At 45.7% G+C, this 22,517-nt stretch carries 20 protein-coding genes and 1 pseudogene; 1 reads left to right on the top strand and 20 read right to left on the bottom strand.

Going from position 1 to position 22,517, the window contains the following annotated elements:
- Positions 1-135: 135 nt before the first annotated feature.
- The 20 genes and pseudogenes from GC098_RS13460 to GC098_RS13370 form a co-directional block, all read right to left on the bottom strand.
- Positions 136-1,254 (bottom strand): rhamnogalacturonan acetylesterase, encoded by a 1,119-nt coding sequence (locus tag GC098_RS13460; protein WP_171643666.1) that lies wholly within the window; start codon positions 1,252-1,254, stop codon positions 136-138.
- Between the two features lie 13 nt (positions 1,255-1,267).
- Positions 1,268-2,293 (bottom strand): glycoside hydrolase family 88/105 protein, encoded by a 1,026-nt coding sequence (locus tag GC098_RS13455; RefSeq protein ID WP_171643665.1) that lies wholly within the window; start codon positions 2,291-2,293, stop codon positions 1,268-1,270.
- A gap of 54 nt (positions 2,294-2,347) precedes the next feature.
- Entirely contained in the window at positions 2,348-3,193 is an 846-nt protein-coding gene (locus GC098_RS13450; protein ID WP_171643664.1) for a carbohydrate ABC transporter permease, read from the bottom strand.
- Between the two features lie 12 nt (positions 3,194-3,205).
- The gene (locus tag GC098_RS13445) at positions 3,206-4,093 is read right to left on the bottom strand and encodes a carbohydrate ABC transporter permease (RefSeq protein WP_171643663.1); all 888 of its coding nucleotides are present in this window, start codon (positions 4,091-4,093) and stop codon (positions 3,206-3,208) included.
- A 99-nt stretch (positions 4,094-4,192) separates the two neighbouring features.
- Positions 4,193-5,521: an ABC transporter substrate-binding protein gene (locus GC098_RS13440; protein WP_171643662.1), complete on the bottom strand. Its 1,329-nt coding sequence runs from the start codon at positions 5,519-5,521 to the stop codon at positions 4,193-4,195.
- 116 nt (positions 5,522-5,637) lie between these two features.
- Complete coding sequence (locus GC098_RS13435; protein WP_171643661.1) at positions 5,638-7,191, bottom strand: response regulator; 1,554 nt, start codon at positions 7,189-7,191, stop codon at positions 5,638-5,640.
- Between the two features lie 6 nt (positions 7,192-7,197).
- Positions 7,198-8,967, bottom strand: coding sequence for a cache domain-containing sensor histidine kinase (locus GC098_RS13430; RefSeq protein WP_171643660.1), 1,770 nt, complete (start codon positions 8,965-8,967; stop codon positions 7,198-7,200).
- 156 nt (positions 8,968-9,123) lie between these two features.
- A complete protein-coding gene (locus GC098_RS41565; RefSeq protein WP_376773871.1) occupies positions 9,124-9,420 on the bottom strand; it encodes a Beta-galactosidase C-terminal domain in 297 nt (98 codons plus the stop codon).
- A pseudogene (locus GC098_RS13420) lies at positions 9,335-9,621 on the bottom strand (beta-galactosidase); the annotation flags it as partial. The gene GC098_RS41565 and the pseudogene GC098_RS13420, both read right to left, overlap by 86 nt.
- Before the next feature lie 208 nt (positions 9,622-9,829).
- On the bottom strand, positions 9,830-10,681 hold the full coding sequence (locus GC098_RS13415) for a copper amine oxidase N-terminal domain-containing protein (RefSeq protein ID WP_171643658.1): 852 nt from the start codon (positions 10,679-10,681) through the stop codon (positions 9,830-9,832).
- Positions 10,682-10,798: 117 nt separating this feature from the next.
- Positions 10,799-10,963 (bottom strand): DUF3502 domain-containing protein, encoded by a 165-nt coding sequence (locus GC098_RS41560; RefSeq protein WP_376773874.1) that lies wholly within the window; start codon positions 10,961-10,963, stop codon positions 10,799-10,801.
- Between the two features lie 136 nt (positions 10,964-11,099).
- Entirely contained in the window at positions 11,100-11,444 is a 345-nt protein-coding gene (locus tag GC098_RS13410) for an L-rhamnose mutarotase (protein WP_246358591.1), read from the bottom strand.
- 123 nt (positions 11,445-11,567) lie between these two features.
- The gene (locus GC098_RS13405; RefSeq protein ID WP_171643657.1) at positions 11,568-12,746 is read right to left on the bottom strand and encodes an MFS transporter; all 1,179 of its coding nucleotides are present in this window, start codon (positions 12,744-12,746) and stop codon (positions 11,568-11,570) included.
- Positions 12,747-12,932: 186 nt separating this feature from the next.
- A complete protein-coding gene (locus GC098_RS13400; RefSeq protein ID WP_171643656.1) occupies positions 12,933-13,556 on the bottom strand; it encodes a DUF2238 domain-containing protein in 624 nt (207 codons plus the stop codon).
- A 133-nt stretch (positions 13,557-13,689) separates the two neighbouring features.
- A complete protein-coding gene (locus GC098_RS13395) occupies positions 13,690-13,848 on the bottom strand; it encodes a hypothetical protein (protein ID WP_171643649.1) in 159 nt (52 codons plus the stop codon).
- A gap of 327 nt (positions 13,849-14,175) precedes the next feature.
- Complete coding sequence (locus GC098_RS13390; protein WP_171643655.1) at positions 14,176-15,009, bottom strand: nucleotidyltransferase domain-containing protein; 834 nt, start codon at positions 15,007-15,009, stop codon at positions 14,176-14,178.
- 69 nt (positions 15,010-15,078) lie between these two features.
- A complete protein-coding gene (locus GC098_RS13385) occupies positions 15,079-17,706 on the bottom strand; it encodes a GH116 family glycosyl-hydrolase (RefSeq protein ID WP_171643654.1) in 2,628 nt (875 codons plus the stop codon).
- Between the two features lie 50 nt (positions 17,707-17,756).
- Positions 17,757-18,629 (bottom strand): carbohydrate ABC transporter permease, encoded by an 873-nt coding sequence (locus tag GC098_RS41185; protein ID WP_171643653.1) that lies wholly within the window; start codon positions 18,627-18,629, stop codon positions 17,757-17,759.
- Between the two features lie 16 nt (positions 18,630-18,645).
- Positions 18,646-19,539 (bottom strand): carbohydrate ABC transporter permease, encoded by an 894-nt coding sequence (locus tag GC098_RS13375; RefSeq protein ID WP_171643652.1) that lies wholly within the window; start codon positions 19,537-19,539, stop codon positions 18,646-18,648.
- Positions 19,540-19,611: 72 nt separating this feature from the next.
- Positions 19,612-20,880 (bottom strand): ABC transporter substrate-binding protein, encoded by a 1,269-nt coding sequence (locus tag GC098_RS13370; protein ID WP_171643651.1) that lies wholly within the window; start codon positions 20,878-20,880, stop codon positions 19,612-19,614.
- A 415-nt stretch (positions 20,881-21,295) separates the two neighbouring features.
- Between GC098_RS13370 and GC098_RS13365 the strand changes: the two genes are divergently transcribed.
- On the top strand, positions 21,296-22,300 hold the full coding sequence (locus GC098_RS13365; RefSeq protein ID WP_171643650.1) for a LacI family DNA-binding transcriptional regulator: 1,005 nt from the start codon (positions 21,296-21,298) through the stop codon (positions 22,298-22,300).
- Positions 22,301-22,517: the final 217 nt, after the last annotated feature.

Raw genomic sequence — 22,517 nt, 5'->3', positions numbered from 1 at the left:
TATTGCGATTGAATTGCCTGGTTTCCAGCCATATATAGGATTAGAATGGTCAATTCTCCCGAATTTACACCAAAACAAATACCCCCGCCTATTGTGACATTTATCACGCTTGGCTGGGGTTATATGTGTAAGTTCCTAACGCAGATAACGTATAAGCGGCTGAATATTTTGCTTCTTTATACAGTCTACGACCAGCTTGGCAACGGCAATACCGCCTCTTTCCTGGAAATGTGTATTGTCCTCTGCACCTTTGGGGAAGTTAGGGAACTCACCTGGCCACGCCCACATGAACAATGACTTCGTTTCCTCCGGACCTAGCGCTTCAAACAATTGCCTGCTCTCTTCTGCCAAATCTATCAGGGGAACGTTCTCTTCCTCTGCGAGCTGCTTCATCGCGGTGATATAGTCACCATGCGTATCTACGATTTTACCGGCACTATCAAAAAATCTCCGCTGAACTGGCGTTACTAGTATCGGGGCAGCTCCCCGCAATCTCGCCTCTTGAATATTGATGTTCAAATGCTCTTTATACGTTGTAAAAGGGGAAGTAGCCCGCTCCGCATCCAGCTTCTGATCGTTGTGCCCAAACTGAATGAACAGGTAGTCATTCGCATTCATGTGCTCAAGGATGGGTGCCAAGCGTCCTTCTTCCAAAAAGCTTTTGGAGCTGCGGCCTGAAACCGCATAGTTGGCTACAGCGGCGTCCGCTTTTATAAAAAGCGGCAGCATTTGTCCCCAACCTGTGTAAGGATAACCATCCTGCGGTTGGTCGGTAACGGTGGAATCACCCACGATATATAAGGTTGCCGCTTGTGTCGCCGAAGTAATTTCTAAAGCATTAATTCGCGGGGCAACGCCAGAGAAAGCAAGCTTTAGCTGACCATCTGCCACATGAACGGTAAAGCTGCTAGTTACAAACTCTCCTGCTGCCGTCAGAACATCGGCCAATACAAGTCTTCCAAGCCCCACCTTCAATCCTGTGCATGTTGCAGTTATCAGGTCTCCCATGAGTATCTGAACTGTATAGCTGCCATTCGGCACATCCACAACGAAAACAGCACCAACTGGAATGCAAAAATCTTGACGTAACGCCGCGGGACGCCCACGATCTCGTTCAAATACCGTTGAACCATCTAGAAATCCGAAGCCTATTTTCTCATTGTAATACGTTTGACCGCTAATTCTCGTGTACCCTTCTTTTGTATTGCTTGAACTCTGTTCTGGACCGAAATCGAATCTGAGGTTTACGTTCATAAACGCTTACCTCCTACCAGTCTTTGCGATTAAGCAAGGATGCTAAGAAAGTAAGCCCTAAGCCTTGTCCCCAGCCTTGAATCCTTTTGTAAGGAACCCCTTTGTAGCCATCAATATCTCTCATAACCGCTGTCCCAGCTGAAACATGAGTGACTGTCCCATCTTCCGTGATGCTTGAAAGTATGCCTTGAATCGATTTATTCGTATATTTGTTGTAAAGAGGACCTGAACTGATAAGCGCCGCCGCGATACCAGCAGAACCGCTTGTTTCCAAATAAGCCTCCTTGTCCGTCAATACGGTATGCCAGAGTCCACTCTCATCTTGCAAGCGGACAAGTGCGCTCAATTGATCACGCAGCGAGCCCTCGAGAATCATAAATGAAGGATGTGTCACATGCACCAGTCTCAGCGCACGCGCCATCGTTATCGCTGCCCATGCATTGCCACGGGCCCAGAATATGCCTGACATATGATTTTGTGCTAGATGATCCCAACCGTGGTAGTAGAGATTAGTTGTCATATCTTGCAAATAATTCTCGTGACCGTGATATTGCTTTAACCCATCTTCGAAATAATCGTCACGCTTTAGCACGGAACCGATCCGCAGAAGGAAGTAACCTGCCATGAACATGGTATCCACCCATGCTTGCTCCGGAAAGTTATAGGTTTCCGAGTTCACCGTGTGCTGGAAAATGCCTTCTCCGAAACGCTCAGCCTCATGCTGAAGGAATTCAGCCATTTGGGTAGCAATTTCGATATACCGATCTTCACCAGTTTCTTTGTACAGTGTCAGCAAGGAGTGTCCAATTGAGATTCCATTAACGGACAGCTTAGGCAAGCCATCCTCCAGCTTCTCATCGATCCAATCTTTCAGCAGCTGCAGATATTCCTCCTTGCCCGTTGCTTCATAAGCTTCGGTTACGCCATAGAAGGCTACGCCGCCCGGCCAATCCCAATTAAAGTCCATCCGGAACGTTCTATGAACAACTTGGTCAATCACCTTGCGAATTTCATCTGGATCGAATTGTAAGGCTGGCATCTCTTCATTTCCTCCCTGTAGTTGGCTATTTTCTATGTTTGTAATCATCTTTTCTTATCCTTTCAAACCGCTCGTCGAAATCCCGTCAACAATGTACTTCTGGAATATGATGAAAACTACGAAAATCGGGACAAGTGATAACGTCGACATGGCAAACATACCACCCCAGTTATTCAACGACTCGCTATCCAAGAAAAGCTTTAGGGCTAAGGAAACCGGATATTGACTTGGATTGTTCAAATAAAGCAGCGGCGTGTAGAAATCATCCCATCTCCAATAGAAGGAGAAAATCGCCGACGTCACGAGTGCCGGAACAATTAAAGGTACGATAATTTTGTAAAAGATGCTGTATTTGCTGCAGCCGTCCATTTTCGCGGCTTCATCCAATTCTGGAGGAATCGTACGAATAAACTGCATGATCAAGAAGATGAAGAACGGAATCCCAAAGAACTGTGGCACAATAATTGGTTTAAAACTGGATAACCAGCCTATTTTGGCAAATAAAATATATTGAGAAATAATCGTTACGTCTTGAGGAAGCAGCAAAGTAAGCATAACCGCTGAAAACCAGAATTTGCTTCCGGCAAAACGAATCCGGGCAAATCCATATCCGACTAAAGCGGAGGAAACCACCGCACCTATCGTCGAAAGAATAACAATAATGAACGAATTTTTCATGAATGTAGCAAACGTATTGCCCGCAAAACCTTTCCAGCCCGACACATAATTGTTCCACTCGAGCCGACTTGGGATCAGACTGGTAGCCGTTGTATAGATTTCATCATTCGGCTTCAGTGAGCTGGCAACCAGCCACAGGATCGGATAAATCGCAGTTATCGCGATGATACAAACGACGAGATGATACAGCAGTGTCTTCACATTTTTGACTCGTATAACCATGGTCTACCCCTCCTAGCTTTCGTAATGAACCCAATATTTCGATGTTTTGAAAATCACTAAGGTAATGAGTCCGATTAGGATCAACATGAACCAAGCCATGGCCGAAGCGTAACCCATTTCGAAGAAGACGAATGCTCGATGGAATAAATAGAGTGAATACAGCAAGGTATTGTTCAGCGGCCCGCCCTCCCCATTGGAAATGATATAGGCCGGGGTAAAGGTTAAGAAGCCTGAAATCGTTTGCAGGATTAAATTAAAGAGAATAATCGGACTTAACAAAGGCAGTGTGATGTGGAAAAATTTGCGAATCGGTCCAGCGCCATCAACACTTGCAGCCTCATAATAAGTTCCCGGAATATTCTTGAGTCCTGCGAGAAAAATCAACATGGAGGAACCAAACTGCCAAACCGAAAGCAGTACTAACGTTCCAAGCGCCGTTGCCGGGTAACCAATCCAAGATGTACTGGTGTGGATGCCAATGTTTCCTAGAAAAGCGTTGATTAGTCCTTTATCTCCGAATATTTGTCGCCACATAATGGATACCGCTACGCTGCCGCCAATCAATGACGGTAAGTAATACGTGGCTCGGTATAAGCCAATTCCTTTTACCGCGCGATTCAGAAGCATGGCGACGAGCAATGCAATAATGAGTCGCAGGGGTACGGACGTAAGTACATAAGTCAGTGTCACTCGGATGGAATCCATGATTTTGTCGTCATCCGTGAACATTTTCTCGTAATTAGAGAGTCCCACCCATCTTGGAGCCGAGAGCAAATCGTACTCGGTAAATGAAAAGTACAACGATGAAAACATCGGAAACAGCGTGAAGATCAGAAAACCCAGGATGAAAGGTGATATAAACACATAACCGACTATGTGATCATTTTCACGTAGTTTCATAGTTCCACTCCCTTACATTCGTCAATTTCTGTTTATTTGGGGAGGGCGGCTTGTATGAAGCTACCCTTTCCCCCCTTTGTAAAGCTGCTTAAAAAGTTCTTATTTCTTATTTTTGGCGAGAATTGTGTTAGCATCGTTCATAAATCTGGCTGCCGCCTTCTCCACCGAGAGCTTCCTATACAAGATTTGCTCTTGCATATCCCGAAGCAGCTTGCTTACTTCTGCAGCCCCTGGCGGATCCGGTGGATCCATAACACTGCTGTTCAGCTGCGCCCAAGCGACGTAGTCATAGACTTTCTGATCTGCCTCTGTCAGTGTGGGTTTCAGACCTTCTTTAACAGCAGCCGAAATCGGAATCCCTCGGTCTCCATTTATGAGCTTATTCGCTTCCAAATCATTAATAAACCAAGAAATAAATTTTGCTGCTTCCGTTTTCTGCTTCGAGCTTTTCGAAATAGAGAACAGCATGGTTGGCTTCAAATAAAGTCCTTGCTTCCCATTTGGACCCGGCAGCCCTATCATGCTCAATGACTTCTTAGCGGCTTCCTGCAGAGTCACGAATTGATTCGACCATGCCATCGTCATGAACCCATCACCAAGGGCAACCGGATTCTCCTCCGGTGTCAATTTGGTTAAAGACTCTTTATCCCAGTTCCGCATGTAGCCGGCATCGTACCATTTGAGATACATCGTGAAGTAATCTATAAAATATTGGGGATCACTATAACCAAGACTCGTACCATCCGAGCTAAAATAGTGCTGATTTTGCGTACGCAAGTAGTAAGGAAAGAACTGATCGAATCGCATATGATCGAGCACTTTACCTTGCCCCTTCATTTGCCTAGCGATTTGCTCCAGATCAGACCAAGTCCAGTTCACAGGAATCGAAGCGATACCAGCCTGCTTCAGCAGCGCTGCATCGAAGGTCGCCCCCATCGCATTCACCCCAAGAGGAATACCGTAAAGCTTGCCGCCAATTCGTCCAGAGTCTATCGTTTCCGCTGAAGCTGAACGAACATCTAGCGTTCCGTTACTCGTAAGCTCTGTTAAATCTTCCAGCTGATTCTTCGAACTGTATTGATTTAAGTACGAGATATCCATCTGGATAATATCCGGCAGTTGGTTGGCCGCGGCTTGCGGCGCCAGCTTTTTCCAATAATCATCGAAGCCGGCATACTCCGTATCGATCTTCACGCCTGGATTCTGCTGTTGGTATAACTCTATCAGCTTCAAAGTGTAGTCATGTCTGGCTTGACCACCCCACCAAGCGATTCGAAGCTTAATGTCATGCTTGCTTTCAGTTTTCGCAGTTTCTATCGTTCTTGATGCCCCAGTTCCCCCATTCGCTGATTGCTGACTCGAGCTGCATCCGATGATGGTTAACAACAACATGACTAGGAGCAGGACTGGTATTGGTATGCGTTTCATAGTTAGCTTCCCCCTATGAGTCACCTGCGCTCCACACTTCTTATTATCAGCTTGGAAGAGCGAAAGTTGAATCTAATTTACCGCGATAAATGTTCAAAAAACAGTGAAAACAAGAATTATAGCGTCAACTTCTTATACTCGGAAGGAGCGCAGCCTGCGATCTTTTTAAACACTTGAGAGAAGTATTGCGGATTGTCGCCAAAACCCAGCTGTTCCGCTAGTTCGAACATTTTTACATCATCATGATGTCTAATCATCTCCATTGCTTTCTTAATCCTTACGGTGACCACATAGTTAGAGAAACGTTCTCCCGTCTCTTTCTTGAACAATTTCCCCAAATAATCCGGGTTCATATACAGCATCTGGTGGGCTACCCAATTGAGAGAAAGTTCAGCGTTGGCTAGCTCAGAATTGACGATATCAATAACCTTCTGAACGACTTGTGAATGTTTATTTTTATTTTGTTCGAAGTTAATTAGCGTGATTTCGGCTGCGATTTGTTTCAGCAAATGGATGCTCGCTTGCAGGGTTTCCAATTGAGATATTTGACCGATCAGCCCCATGTAATGATTCATTTGCTCTTCAGTGCATAGTCGCGTTATGGAAATAAATATTTGAATGACATACGACTTGGTCGTCTGAATATCGAGTCGGGAATTGGACAGTTGTTCGTGAAACGTTTCAATGCTCGCTTCTGCTTCCTCCCAATTGCATGCCCGGATCGGGAACAGAATCCGATCTTCGTCATAGACGAAATCAGTTTTGCTCAGAAGGGTGGAATCCAGGATATCACGCATCGTAATCAGTCCGCCTTCACCGAGATAAAAGCGATGGCCCAAACAATCAAGCGCTTGCAAGTAAAGGCGTCTCGCCTCTACGATATCTCCTGCTTCACTTAAGGCGACAGTTGTATCAATTTTGTAATAGAGCATAAAGATACGTCGTATCTCTTTGATTTGCTCCTGTAATCGCTCCATGTCTTCTTGGTCCTCAATCATAATCAGAATTTGCTCGGCTATGGTTGAGCTTAGCAGAGGTTCATCGAGAATATCCTCAGCAATGTTTTTCACGGTAAAAAGATGCTCATATTCGAACTTGTCTTCCAGACGGAAAAGCAATAAGCGCACTTTCTTTCCGCTAACCTGCAGCCCAAATAAATCCTGATAATAATCCCAATCACGGCTTCCATACGACTTATTCGTTACGAACTCCTTCAGAAACTGTTCCTTCACATGGGGCAGTACCTTCCGCAAATTCGCCTTCATCGACTGAATAAAGCCTTCCTTGCTCTCTTCCTGTTTATATTCCGCAGCAATTTCGCTTAAAGCCTTCAGAATGCTGTTCTCGTTGCAGGGCTTTAATAAATAATGCTTCACCCCATACTGCATGGCGATTTGGGCATATTCGAATTCATCGAACCCAGAAAGCATAATGAACCGGATGTGCGGATGGGTTTCTTTTACTCGGGCTACAAGCCCGAGTCCATCCATACCAGGCATGCGAATATCACTAATAATAATGTCGGGTGCATGTTCACACACGAAAGCGTAGGCTTCAACACCATTTCGCGCTGTTCCAACTAACTGTGTATCCACCGATTGCCAGTCCACAATGGAAGAAATACCCTCCAGAATCATCCGTTCGTCATCAACTAACAGCACTTTATACATAAGCAGTTACCCTCTTTTCGTAATAGGAATACGGACTGTAATGCGAGCACCGCCGCCCGCGCGATTTTCTACTTGGATGCCGAACTCATCGCCAAAGGACAGCTTGATCCGTTCATCAATATTTTTCAAACCGATACCCGTACCTCTGGATTTACGTTCTCCTGTTAGGATCTGCTCTAAATAGGCTTCATCAATACCGGGTCCATTATCCTCCACGATGAGCAAAATGGATTCGCCTTCTTCTCGGCCAATAATTTGAATGATACATGGCTCTAGCATGACTTCTACCGCATATTTAATCGCATTTTCCAAAAGCGGCTGCAGCGTCAGCTTCGGTATACGGTTAGTTCTTAATGGTTCCGGAACATCGAGTCGAAAATCGAGCCGTTCTTCAAATCTAACCCTTTGAATCGTAATATAATGCTGCACAAGCTGAAGTTCATCTTCCACGGTGATGATATCCTGCTTCAGACTAATCGACGAACGGAGCAAATAACCGAGGGATTCAACCATCTGGGACACTTGCTTCTGTCCATTCATCTTGGAGATCCAGTTGATTGATTCTAGCGTATTGTAAAGAAAATGCGGATTAATCTGCGCCTGCAGGGAACGAAATTCGGTTTCTTTGATGATCAACTGTTTCGTGTAGTTCTCTTTGATCAGCTCTTGAATACGCACTAGCATCATGCGATACGTACGCTGCAGCATGCCTACCTCATCCATCTGCTGGGATAATGGCGCGATCGTCGGCAGTTCGGACTTCTCTAAATCACTAATTTGCAAGCCACGCATGTTGGTAATTAAGCCTTCAATCGGCCTTGTTACGCTCCTTGCAACCGTCATCCCAAACCCGACAAGGAGGAAAAAGCTAAGCAGGAATGCGGCAATCATCCAGTTTTTCATCAAAATAATATGATAAAAGATGGTTTGGAAGGGCAGGGTGTTGTAATACGTCCAGCCCAAATAATCAGAGTGAATATGGGAAACGAAATATTTCTCTCCGTCCTGTTCCATAATGCGAAAGCCCTTGGATGCCGACTCCGCTGGATTGCCCTCACTAAGCAAGGATTTCATACTAGCTGCGCGCGGGTATACTAAATTCCTGTCTGATACAATGACGAGTTCGCCGTCCCTCGTTACAGCTTCTCTTGCGTATTGGTTAACAATTTTGTCTAAATTCACATGCAGCACCAAGGTGCCCAGCTTGTTTAGCTCTAATTTGTCGAAGGAACGAATTTGTCTGGCAGCAATTAAACTGTAATCCTCCGCGTCCGGGTTCACCCACCCCAAGGTGCCATTGCCTCGGTTAGCCGTCGTTTGGATAAGGTCTCTCCGCTCTGATGAGAGCGTTGTCAAATTTCCGCTGGAATAGCTGCTTCCCTTCACATCGGTTATATCAGCTGCAATGATATACGTCTCTGTATTAATGTATTGCACGAGCCGATCCACAAGCTTGGCACGTGATTGGATACGATTGTAATCGGATTCATCCTCGTTCATCACGATCAAATTTTGCTGAATTTGTTCATCCGTCATGATACTAAAGGTCAATCGTTCCACTTTGTTTAACTCGTTCTCAATCAAGGTGGATGATAGATTCAGAACCTGAGATGATTTCTCATAAATTTGCTGATCATAAATCGAATAGGCAATCTGGAGCCCCACCAATGAGATGCAAGAACTGACAGCCATAGATATTGTAATGAGCAAAAATAGCTTCGCTTTAATACGCAGATTGCGTATTTCATTAAACCACTTGCTTATGCCTGATTTCATGCAACGTCACCACTTTTCTTCGCTGAATAAGGTTCATGTTGGAGAGAGTCTTCGTGATGGATGTTCCAATTCCCTTTAAGGGTAACAAAAAGGATGCTGGAATTTATAGCCAGACATCCTCTTTCGTTTATGGAATTAAGCGCGCTCTAACGAATTCTAGCGTTTACTTCTCTTCAGTATCCGAACTCTGTAAGGCTGGAGCAGCAAGCTTGAACTGATCTTCACAGTCGACGCTGAATCCGAGGCTAGCATGTCTGTATATGCATGTTCATCCAGTGTAATGGCGTGGGTTTTACTGCTAAAATTCATGAGGAAGATGAACTCATTCACATCGGCGAACTTCCAGTAATTAAGACCTTCATAAGCATCCGTGAGATGCACGTGATTCAATCTGAGACCAATTCGTATACGTATGGCTCCAAAATGAAGTCCACCACGCCATGTTGAGCGCATCAAGCGTTACGTACTTGCGCTTCAGCCATCCGCGGAAAACTTCCTGACAATAGTTACAGTGGCATTCCCTCCATATTCATTGGAGATATGCCAGCCAACTACGGCAGGATGCTTCGCATAGCGCTCCGCCAACTGCTTGTTCATGATCGTGACTTTCTCCCGATAGACCGGGGACGTATAGCAATGATTATGACGCGGACCGCTTTTCGGCTCCTCAAAGGCTCAAAACCTCTAAACCTACTGCATTAAACGCCATTTCGACGCTCTCAGCTCTACAACAAACAGTTCCTCCTTAATACAGCTCCTTTTTCGCAATCAAGGATTAGCTAGGTTCTGCATGTGTTTTGACCGGTTAATAGCCTAAATAAAAAGAGCCTACCCGTAGGTAAGCTCCACATGGAACAAAAACTTATTGTTCTTCGTAAATCACGACGGACTTCGTTTCTTCTTCCCATTTAACCGTAGCTTTTAGAGCTTCGCTAATGAAACGAACCGGTACAACCGTGTTGCCTTCAACGATAGCCGCAGGAACTTCCAATGTTACTTCTTTACCGTCTACAGTAGCTTTCGTGCTATCGATAAAGAGCTTAACTGTAATTCCACCACGAGTAACGGTTACCGAACGTTCTTCGGCGTTCCATGTTACTTCGGCTTTTAGAGATTCGGAAATCGCACGGAAAGGTACCAATGTGCTGCCATCTTTAATGAAAGGATTAACTTCCAAAGTAGGCTCCTCACCATTTACATACAAAAACACACCTTTTTTACCTAGCTTTTCAAAAAGTTTGCCCAGCTTCTTGTAGGAATTCAAGTTCTTTAAGTTCGCTTTTACGGCTTCCTTTTGAACATAAACCGCATCGGTTACACTACCCTGCTCGACCAGTACATCGGCAACAGCAGAAAGAGCAGCATCGCGATCTTTGATCGCATCAAGCTCAGCCTTTAATTGATCGCTAATTTGAGTACCGTATTTCGTCAAGAGCAGATCTGCAATAACAGCTCCGGCTGGCTTATCCTTTACATTCTCGAGCGCATTAAGAAGACCCTGATAACCGTTTTTGCCATGGTCATTGTATGTATCGGAGGTTACAGTTGCATCCTTATCTTCTTTAACTTTCACATTTAGTTCTACTGCTGGTTTGGACGAATCCGCTTTATCCGCATTGTTGCCATTCTCGGATTTTGCAAATGCAGATCCTGTCATAAGACTGGTGGCAACCACACACGTAGCTGCGATCATCAAAGGCTTGTTCAATTTCATAATAACGACTCCTCGGTTGTGGGATTTATTAACTCCCTAACATATTCGACATCTTTCCTGTTTTTGGAGGGGTCGGGTACGTTCAAAACAAAGTTGAAAAAGGTCCACCTCCTGAAATTAGGAAGCGGACCTCTCTTCAACTTTTTTTTTCGTAATCAACGGATTAGCTTGATTCTGCATTTCAGCAACTACTTTTTCGATACCAGCTTGCTTCAGCTTATCATTAAATACTTTCAGACCATGCTTATCATCATTAGGTTCGCCACTATTTCGGCGAGCCAGCGAATTTGACGTATCGCAGCGTACCCGGCGAGGGTACGGAAGTGGAGATTACGATTCCGGTTACATCGGGATCAGAGATGCAATGATAGAAATAGAAAGAGCCATGGGAAGCAGCTTCCCACGGCTCTTCTTCTATCTATTTCAAATAAAACACTTCACGCATCGGTTGGATTGGCACCGCTTCGCGGAAGTCGAAGGAACCGACGACCATCTTCGAAGTAATCGCATTCCATCGATTACAAGCTTCGCTTTCTGCTAAATAGGCGAAAGCAGATTCTACATCATCGCACATGAAGCAATAAAAAAATTGTGCACCGTTTTGAAAGATCGAGTAATCCCTAATCCCGGCTTTCGTGTGCTCTTCCATAATTTCCGGCCATGGAGCCAGATGCATACTCACGTATTCCTCTAAATCTTCTTCACGTATCGTCCATGTCCATGCGAATTTCCCACTACTCGTCATACGGTCACCCTTCCCCATTAACATTCAATCAATTGTACTTTACCGCGACAACATCGTCTCGTCAATAAACTTCATCGGCCAAGCTTTTATACAGAAAAATACGACAGCCAATTAAGGCCGCCGTCTCGTGTTGCATAGTGTCTATTGTTCAATTTTACGGGATGCGCCAATGAACCAAACGAGAAAAACGTAGCACAGTAGTGCAATAAAGCCATAGCCGCCGAACACGTCATACTTTGAAGCAAAGTAGCCGAAGCCAAGACCTGCGAGAGTGTGCACGAGATTCTCCCCTAATGACTGGAACGAATCGATCGTTGCCCGCATGGAGGAATTCATCCGGTGATGCAAGTATCCGGTGGCGATCGGCTCCATCACGCCAGAGAACAAGCAGATGATGAGCATCGCTGTGAGGCCGATGAAATCCTTACTAATGGCAACATAGGTGAAGCCGACAGCGAATACAACCATAATAATGAAAATCAGCGTTCTATAGCTGAACCAACGTATCAGCACGTGTGCCATCAGATTGCCAGGGAGCTGCAGCAGCATGATCGCGGCGGATAACATGCCGAAGTATACAACAGGCACACCCAATCTGCTCACGTATAACTGCCAGAATTCTTCGATATAGCCAATGGCTGCACCTGACACCATGGCTGAAAGCATCACAAGGGTGACTCTTGGATTCGCTCGGAAAAAGCGCAGTGACACAGCCACATATGCCTTGAAAGGAATAACTTCCTCGATAGAAATGCTGTCTTCTGCAGCAGGCTCAATCAATAGCAATGAGAGGACTAGAGCGATTATAGTGCTCCCGAGTGATATCCAATAGTTCAGCTCAAGGTCGTATTTACTAGCGAGGAGGCTTCCGCATAAGGCGGCGAGTATCGCGGATACGAAGTCGCAGGCATTCAATCTGCCAAGTTGCTTTTCGAACGAAGAGGCCTTCCCTTGCAGCTTTAAGGAATCGTAAAGCAAAGCATTTTCTGAGCCGCTGCTGGCCGATCGACTCACGCCCGCCAAGAAAACGACCAGGGCAAAGTGCCAGAATTCCGTCGCATACAATAGAATCAGAAACTCACTGCATGCCAAGAGGGCGCTTAGTACTAGCATCCTTTTTCGGCCCCAATTGTCGGCCATAATGCCAGTCGGAATCTCCAGAAGGACGATTGTCAGGGCGTAAATAATTTCTGTATACACGACCATCTGAATGGTCATACCCCGCTCCTCCCAGAAAAGCCTCTCGATGACGTAGGCTGGTATAAGGCTGGAAAAGAAGCGGAGCGCATATAGTTTGGGAAGATTGGATGTGTAGTCCATGAAGGAGCTCCTCTCCTAAATCTGATTGGCTAATTAGGCTCAATCAAATAAGGGGGCGCTCGCGCTGGACTAGCGGTTACGTCTTAGCAAGGGGGTCGTGCGAAAGCTATCATAGTGGGGTCTCTCCTTTCATTCAGATCGTGGTTATCCCCATCATAAGTTGCGAAGCGAGGCGCGTCAATGTGATTATTTGAGCTGCTTTCTGTGTAGATACCATGCAAGTATGCCCATTGAAATAACCGCTCCGGCTAATCCAAGTCCCATGTCTTTTTGAGTATCAAAGACATCACCTTGCAGCCCGAGATAATCCACTCCCTTTTGCCCAGCTACCAAAGCAGTCCCCATCTCTATAATTTCAAAACAGGCGCTGCAACTGAAAACAACTGCTGTGGGAATGGCATAAGACCAAAAACCACGCTGTGCGGCGGCCCGGGTTAGCAATTCACGGAATGGATATGCCCAGAACAAACCGAATGCGAAATGAACGACCCGATCGTAGTAGCTTCTCTGGATATGAAACGAGGCCTTCAGCCACATATCAAACGGTGTTCCCTGATAGGTATAATGAGCCCCATAAGTATGTAAGCAAAGAAAAATAAACATGAGTAAATAGGAAACGTTAGAGAAACGGAAAACTTTATAAGTAAAAACCAGAACAAGTATGACCATAACGGGAAGTATGCTCTCCATAAGCCATTGTATCCGGTCAGTGGGTGCGATGGCCGTGAATCCCCAATACACAGCAAACACGAAGATCATCAAGTGCAAAGGCCAATTGCGGGAAAACGGTATGTATGGGTTAGTCAGCATGTTCGTCCGTTCCTTTTACACCGGCTGCTAATCATGTAGAAGTCAACCTTTCCGCTTGTATGTTTTTTATCTGGATTACATATAACAAAATCCCGTTAGCCATTTTCGGCCAATGGGAGATTTATGAATGACTTTAGTCTTCTGGGGTACGATCCAAGTATAACCGAGTCACTGAAGTAGCATCGCCCTTTTCAATATCTTCTTCGGTCGCTTTTTTTTCAAGTGGATCATGCGTGTTCATACCCGGTGCAATTGTCGGCTCGTTATGGTTGGATTGGGACTTGTCTTTCAAATTGATCACCTCCATCAACCATAGTTTGGATTAATATGCCGATTCTATACTTGGCAGAGACACATAACATCCAAAGCGGCTTTTGGGCATCCCCAGAAGTATGGTTTGGGGTGAGGGTGGCTCTCGACAAGCATAGATGTAAAAAGTACATCAAAATTTGTTGAAAGTGACTCATCGGGCGAGTAATCATGCATTTTATACATCAAATTCAGGCCAAATCCGGCCTTTTAGCCTGAATCGGTTAATCTTGATGTAGTTTTTGCAGCTTCTGCCTATCGAAAGCTTGTTTGAGCAGAAATCAGCTGCACTTTTTGCATGAAAGTTCGTTTATAAAGCAATCTCTGCCGTTTCACGGACGAGCACGTCAAATTGGCTAATTGCCTTGGACAAATCAGAATGCTCAGCTGTCAAACAGGCAAAGCCTTCCTGAACGCGTGACTCGAAATCAATTGGAGCCAATTGAAAACGACTGCACTGAGCTACCGCCCCTTTTTCGTTCAGAAGATAAACTCCATTGCAGGCAAATAATACTTGAGTCAAACAACTTACGGTCCGAAAGAGATGACCTGCCGCATAAGAAACGTCCTTGCGACTCCATGCTTTTTTGGCATTCGATACGGAAAATTCAGCTTCCCACATAAACTTGGAGACTGTCGCTTGCCTAAGGGTATCCGGATACGGATCTGTCAACGTCTTCATTTCAGCGACAAGGCCATCCGGATCCCAGAGTGGTCGGCAATACGCCGCTTCTCCCATGTATATGGATGTGCAAAATCCATGAGGATGCCCTGGCTGATAATGGATGTCGATCCTCCCTTGGCGGCAATCGTTGATCACTCCAGTTACGTTCTCAATATCACGGTAGAGTAGGTCCAATGAATACCCTCCCACATTTAACCAGCCGCCGCCATTAATCCACGGTCCCCATCCGCCTAGTCGCGTAATTAGTCCGCTACGACCTTCGTCGTCTAGTGCCGATGCTAATCTATCAAGAGCATCCGTGTCGATCGGGTACCCAGACTGATAGTAGAGTCCAATGTCAATGTCGGATTCCGGTGTTTCTGTACCACGGGCCCGAGATCCGCCCAACACGACTGCCCTGATACCCGGGACATTACGTAATTGCCCAACAACCGATTCAATTACTTCGTTTGCATCCATGTTCCATAGCCTCCATTCAATATCAAAGCAAGCCCAACAAGATGAAGGGCCAGCTCCGACACATGTGTATTAAAACTGTAGGACAAGTATGGTTTGCGGTTCAAGAACTATTTTTTCTTTCCATATCAGATTTCCCTCTGCCTGTTCAAAGGAGACGCTTTTCCCGCCAATCGTTACGCTCTTCACGTCTCGCTCAACCAACTGTCCACTTCCAAAGCTGGACAACCTTAGTTCCCCCATCATTACCTCTAATTCCAGCTGTCCATCGCTGCTGCGAAACTCGCCCCAACCATCGTTCAAGCTCCAGAAACAACGGAAATCTTCTGCTTGCCATCTTGGGCTAAAGCCGATATGTCCGCCTACCATATCATATTCGAAGCCGCTTAGAGCAAGAAGCAGGCCATAGGAAGCCATCGAACGTGCATAATTGCTGCCGCATTCGAATTCGTTCCATGGGTTGCGGCGCTCTCCATCATATCGGTCGCGGATAGACTTAACGGCATTCAATCCTTCCATCACGAACCCTTCATAAATCATATGGCAAGAAGCTTGATATTCGAAGCCATTCATGCATTCGTCTGCATAAGGAACCGGCACTACCGGACTGTTCTCGTCAGGCCAAGTACAGATCATCAGGCCAGATTCGTCATTTAATCCATAAATGCGGCAGGCATTCGGAAAATCGCGTAAATTCTCGATATAATTATTGTCATAAATCGATTGGACCGCTCGTTTCACTTTCACAGGATCAAGGACATAACCGAGACCGACAAGATGAGCAAACCATTGCCCGAGTACTTGATCTATGCCGCAGCCTTCACCAATCTGGTATTTATGCTCTCCTGCCTCGTCATTCCAGTACACTTCTTCCGCACCATATTTTTCGAGGACTGATTGATCTTTGAGATCGACCAACTGATGGAAGTACCGGCCATTGAACAGATGCTCATTCGTCCAAGCGGACCCTTTGGCGCAAAGAGCATCGTACTCTGCCGCAATCTCCTGTTCACCGAGTGCTTTTGCCATCTCTGCTGCCGCCTTCAACGCAGTCAAGTACATGCTCGTTAGCCAAGAATTGGGGCCGAACAATTCCATGTCCAGCGTATGATGTTGGCGCCCTTCCATGACACCGTCCTTGTCGGCATCCCATTGGTCTTCGTTTGTAGGATCCCAGGCATATTCGAGAGCTTTACGAACATTCGGCCAAATCGAGCGCAGCCATTCCGTATCGCCTGAAATTTTCCATTCCCTGTAGGACTTAATCACGCCTCCCATCTGACCGTCGGCTGCCGCCCTGAACGTGTTATCACGAGTCGTTCGCTCGGCCGGCAGCATGAGGCGGAACGCCATTTTTCCATTCTCAAACTGGGCGTGTTTGTACTCGATGTTTCGCATCGAACGGGCAAGAGCCGGGAACAAGAAGGCTGTCGCCTGCTCGTAATTCCATACATGCGAGCAGGAACCTTCACACGAGCCTTCGTTCGTATGAACACCCTCGAAACCGTAAAGTGTCCCGTCAGTCAAACGCAGTACAGTAGGGGATTTTAGGATCGAAATATTGCTGCTAATTGCGTCAATCACAGTGTCGGGAAGTGTAGAACGGAACAGTGTCTCTTGGAACAACCGCGTCTCCTTGTTCAATCGGTCATAGTGTTCCATGATGTAATTTGCCGTATCGGTGGAGTCACGGAACACCGTCGAGTAGTAGTTTTTCCAAGAAGGTAGTCGGCCGCTATCTTCCCCACTGCCTGGATTCCAGAAGTTGACGCAATTCGGAAAGTTCCAGGCAAGCACGAAGCGGAATTTAACCTTCCCACCAGCCGCTACAGTGCGATGCCCGCTCAGCAGGCCAACATCCTGATGCTTTTCATGCAGCCTTTTCGCATCAAGCTCACGCGGTCCTTCGTAATTTCGCTCCTGAAAGCGGCCTGGCCGACGGAAATCCTTCCAGAATACGGTCAAGTTATCGAACCATCCACCACGGTACCAATACGATTGGTAGCTGACGTCATCATTGTCAGTCATCAACGTCAGATCGCCGAATTCCGCTTCGTCCGCTTCATACTGTGTGGAAGACATACGGATGGCACTTCGTCCGCCGAATTCCACCGCTTCATTGACCGCTCCCTGACGAAACGGATTTGACACATTGCCGACCACACTGATCTCCAACTCATCCGCTGACCGATTAGTCACCTCATATTCGAAAATGGCACAAGGTATAGATGAATCCCGATCATTCAGAGGAATGAATGGATTAAAGGCTGTTAGTTTGACCGTGATCGGGTCATCAGCATCGTCGAAGCTCATCTCTGCGAACGGGAATTGTCCACGGAACGATGTATTCGTAAAGTGCGGAAATCCGGCCATGTTTTCCCGTCTGGGTCCGTACCCATAACCCTCGTATTTGCCTTTCCCTTCTCCAGTGTACGGTGCCTGCATATCCCCATTGAGCACTTTGGTCAGTTTGACCTCACCCTTGCATTCCGCCTTTACGGCAAAGAAAGAGAATCCGTTAAAGCTCAGCTTGTTGGGCCGGTTGAAAATTTCCCAATCAATCAACCGTCCGTTACCGGCGAGACCGATACTTCCCGTTCCAATCCCGCCAAGCGGAAAAGAGATTTGGCTCGTCTTGGCGCCTGTATACATAAAATTTTTGTCCATACGAAACTTTTCGTTTACTATATTGTTGCTCATTTCTTAGCCTCCTTAAGTTCCTAACTGATTTCATAAATCCTGACAGGCACTCACAGTTTAAGTCCACCCGCCGTAATGCCATCAAGCAAGTATTTTTGTCCGAAAATATAAAAGAGCAGCGGAACGATAAGCGACAATGTCACCCCTGCCAGGATAGAAGACAAATTCCCCGTCCCGAACGCTCCGGTTAATGCCGTCATACCGATCGGCAGCGTCATTTTTTCGAAGGAATTCAGAAAAATTAAAGGGCGGAAAAAATCGTTCCAATGCGCGATGAAACTTATTACCGAGGTAACGGCAATCGCCGGAAACGACATGGGAAGGATGACTTTAAGGAAAACCCATAATCGGCTAGCACCGTCCATATAAGCAGCTTCGTCATACGTATAGGATATGGACATCATGGTTTGCCGAATCATGAATATTCCGAATGGGTTGATAAGGCCCGGCAAAATGAGCGCTAAGTGTGTATCGACCAAACCTAACTTCGACATCAGAATGAACTGAGGAATGATCGTTACCTGCCCAGGGATCATAAGTCCGGAAAGAAAGACGAGAAAAAGGACGTTGCGTCCTGGAAAAGCAATACGAGAGAAGGCAAAAGCCGCCATGCTTGAGATGAATATATGCCCAATCACGATGATCAAGCAAATTTTCAAGCTATTGAAAATAAAATCGGAAAACGGTACCTTTGCGAACACCTCTGCATAGTTGCCGATGTGCCACGCTGTCGGAAAAATGGCAGGCGGCAGTGAGAACGAATCTTTCGGCAGACGCAGCGAGGTGGAGAAAATCCAAAGGAAAGGGGTGAGCATGAGAAAAGAGAACACAAGCAAAGCGCCATCCAATATGATGCGTTCTAGTTTGATTCGCCTCACGGTTCTTCTAGCCGTCCCTGCAACCCGCAGCTTGGTAACCTCCACAAGTATCAACTCCCTTTTAGTCCCGATCGTAATTTACCCACTTATGGCTGATGGAAAATTGCAAGATCGTCACGCACAGAATGATCAAGAACAGACTGAGTGAGAGCGTAGATGCATACCCCATCTCATGATGTTGGAAGGCGACCTCATAGATATACATGTTCACCGAACGCGAAGCATCGCCAGGACCGCCCCCGGTGATAAGGTATGGTTCATCGAATATTTGCGTCGCACCAATCAGCGTAGTAACCAGAACGAAGAATATGGTAGGGGAAAGCATCGGCAGTGTGATGAAGAAGAAACGCTGCATTTTGCTTGCACCATCAATTTCGGCTGCTTCATAGAGCGGCTCAGGAATGCTTTGAAGGCCGATCAAATAGTAAAGAAATGCATTGCCTATAAATTTCCAAAAACTATAAATCGCAACGGCCAGGTACACCCACTGAGGCGATTGCATCCAAGGAATCGGGTCAACACCAAACTTGCTAAGAAAGTAATTTAGAATGCCGAAGTCCTTGCTGAAAATGAATTGCCAAGCGACGGCGACAGCAGCAGAAGTCGCTAATACCGGGAAATAGAAAATCGTACGGTACAGATATTTCCACCCTTTGGCTATATTCCGGTTAACCGCTAATGCAATTAACAGCCCGAGAATAACGTGCATCGGCGTTAAAATCGCAACATACTTGATCGTATTGCCATAGGTAAGCCATAACCGATCATCAACAAGTAAATGTTTCATGTTGTCAAAACCGATCCATTTGGCTGGCGTGATTACGTTGTACTTCGTGAAACTGAGATAAATGGTTGCCACAACCGGTTCGCCGATAAATATAATAAAAAATAGCAAAGCAGGCGACAGAAATAAGAACCCGACAATGATGTTGGACATTTTACGATTGACTGCCACGCTAGATCCCTCCCATGAATCGGGACGCCGGGCGATCCGATTGGACCGCCGCAAGCATACCACGAGTCAGCATCATTTTTTCAGGATGGCATCGATTTCTTGTTTGGCTTTCTTCATTGCCGTCGCTGCATCGGACTGGTTAGACAGGATCTCCGATACATGCCGATCGAATACTCCCTGGATTTCACCATACTGCATCGGAGCTTCTACCGCCTTGGCAATATCGGCGCTTTCTGCATATACTTTCCAATTCTGAGCAGGTGTCTTCGGCAATACTTCGTTCATGACAGAGATGCGGGTTGGAATAGATGTGTTGGAAAGCGTCGTTTTCTGCGAATAGACGCCGCTGAGGAAAGCTGCGAGTTTATATGCCGCTTCCGGATATTTGGTTGATTTAAGCACAGGGAACGCCCCTGAACCGAAAATAACTTTGTTCGTCTTGAACGTCGGCAAAAACTGTACATCAATGTTCGTGAATTTATTTTTGTCATAGGTACCGAATGGCCATTTACCTGCTGATATCATGGCAATCTGACCGTTGATCAACATCTGGATTTGGTTATCTTTGGGGTCTGGAACCGGCGCAACTTTATATTTGTAAATTAGGTCCTGGAAAAATTGCATCATCTCGATCGCATTCGGATCATCTAACTTACTCGTAGTCATACCGTCATTCAGAACACTCGCATCATTGTTAAACAACCATGCAGATGCTCCAAAATAATAATTCGGAATCGCAAAACCGAATGTTTTCTTGCCATCCTTCTCCGAAGTCAACTTTTGAGCGTACTGGAGGAAGTCATCCTTCGTCCAGCCTTTATTTGGAACGGATAGCCCGGCTTGCTTGAGAAGATCGGTATTGAAGTGCATAACAACGTTATTCCAGTCCCAAACAAAGCCGTACGTTTTATTGTCAATAACGAAAGGCGATTGAAGCTTTGGATGCAGATCACTATAGTTTTCCAAAGCACCGGGATCTGTTTTCATATATGGATCCAGCGGGAGAAGAAGGTCCTGTTTGGCAAACATCTGGATACCTTCGATGGCTACGCGAATAACGTCAGGCGATTTGCCGCCAGCAATCATTGTCTGAATCTTATTAAAATAATCGGCCCAACCATTGCTGACCACTTCGACCCTCTTCACTGTGATATCGGGGTTAAGCTTATTGAACTCGGCCAAAATATTCGTAAGTTGTTCATCGGATGCTTCATTCTTGCTCCAGACTAACGTAAGTTCGGCTTTACCTGATTTGTTTGCAGTAGTATTACCTTCCGAGCTGCATGCGACTAGTGACCACCCAAGAGAAAGAATCAATAATAGGACCCAAGCCTTTTTCATATTCGAGACACCATCCTTAACAGATTGTGGGACGCACTACCGGAACAGCTAGCCCGGTGCAGCCAGATGTCTGTCTATGTTGTTGAATCATGGTCGAAGATTAGTTCCGTGCACGTGCACGGAAAAGGCTAAAAAAATTTGTACCGAAGATACTATTACCGATAGGGGCGTCCCCCTCGCCACTTTTCTTGCATCTGAGTGGCAAATTAACAATGTGAGCTCCAATTGCGTAAATCGTGCACGTGAACGACCTTATCTTATCAAATGCCCTCATGTTTGTAAACGCTTTTATTACAAATTAGTTCATCTTTCCTATACTTACTCTTTCTTATATCGTTCACGAGCACGGGGTATTGACCAGCCCGCTCTGTTAAGCTACGATTAGACCACTAGATCCCATTCTCACGGAGGCCGCATGAACATTACCAGTAAACAAATCGCCGAACTGTGCGGAGTTACACGGGGAACGGTGGATCGGGCGCTAAACAACCGTCCCGGTATTAATCCGGAGACTCGTGTGAAAATACTGCGGGTCGCAGAGGAGCTCGGCTACCGCCCCCATTTTTTAGCTCAAAGTCTTGTCAAAGGACATACCAAAACGTTAGGTATCGTGCTGTTTGACATTCATAACCAGATTTTCTCCCAGCTATTCCATGCATTCGAAGCCGAAGCTAGGAAACGGGGCTATATCGTCTATCTTGTCCTTTCTAATCGGGACAAGGACCTAGAACTAGAGTATATCAACAACTTGTTAGATCGTAGAGTTGACGGAATCGCACTATTGCCGACCAATTTCAACAAAAAATTTGAAACTCTTTTGACTCGCTCGCGGACACCTATCGTAACATTTGGCAATCGCCTTTCAGGCCCGTTTCCTTATGTTTGGATCGACGACAAGCAAGCGATCAGAGACTCAGTCGCCTTTCTTTCCAGTCAAGGCTATCGGCACTTGATCTACTTAAGTCCGCCTCTTATGCGAAAGGGAAAAGAAAATATTTATGTGCCCGAACAACGATATCTTGGTTTTATCGAGGCATGTGATGAGATCTCCGATATGCGGCATAACGTCATCGCACAGAAAAATTATTTGGCTGAATTGGTGCAATTGATAGAGAAAACGGACAGCAAAAGCGCGATCTTGTGCTCTAGTGACGTGTACGCACTTGAGATTCTGAAATGGTTAAAATCCCGTAAAATCCGAGTACCTGAACAAATTGGACTCATGGGTTTCGACAACATTCATGTATTAAAATACATTAATCCCTCACTAACAACAGTTGACTATAATGTGGATGAAATCGGCACTAAACTAGCCGACATCTTAATTAACCAAATTAACAATGAAGAGGTTCCTGCCGAGACACTTATCGCTCATCATGTCCTCCATGGAGAATCCGTCACGCTAGACAGAGATTTATAAGTCTCTGTGAGAGTGTTTATAAAGGTTGATGCAACGCAGTGGCTACGTTCAAAAGACGTAATGCTTTAACATTCGCTTCCACATCCGTGTAAAGTTGTACTTTGCACAACAATAAGCTAGCTATTCCGCGTTATCTACGCGATTGTTGCAAAAAATACAACAATTTTAGCCTAAAGTAGCTTTAAAACCAGAGAAACAGGATAGATTGTTGTAGAAT

The sequence above is a fragment of the Paenibacillus phytorum genome, assembly GCF_013141715.1.
Classification (GTDB): domain Bacteria; phylum Bacillota; class Bacilli; order Paenibacillales; family NBRC-103111; genus Paenibacillus_E; species Paenibacillus_E phytorum.
This window is presented reverse-complemented; position numbering and strand designations above follow the sequence as displayed.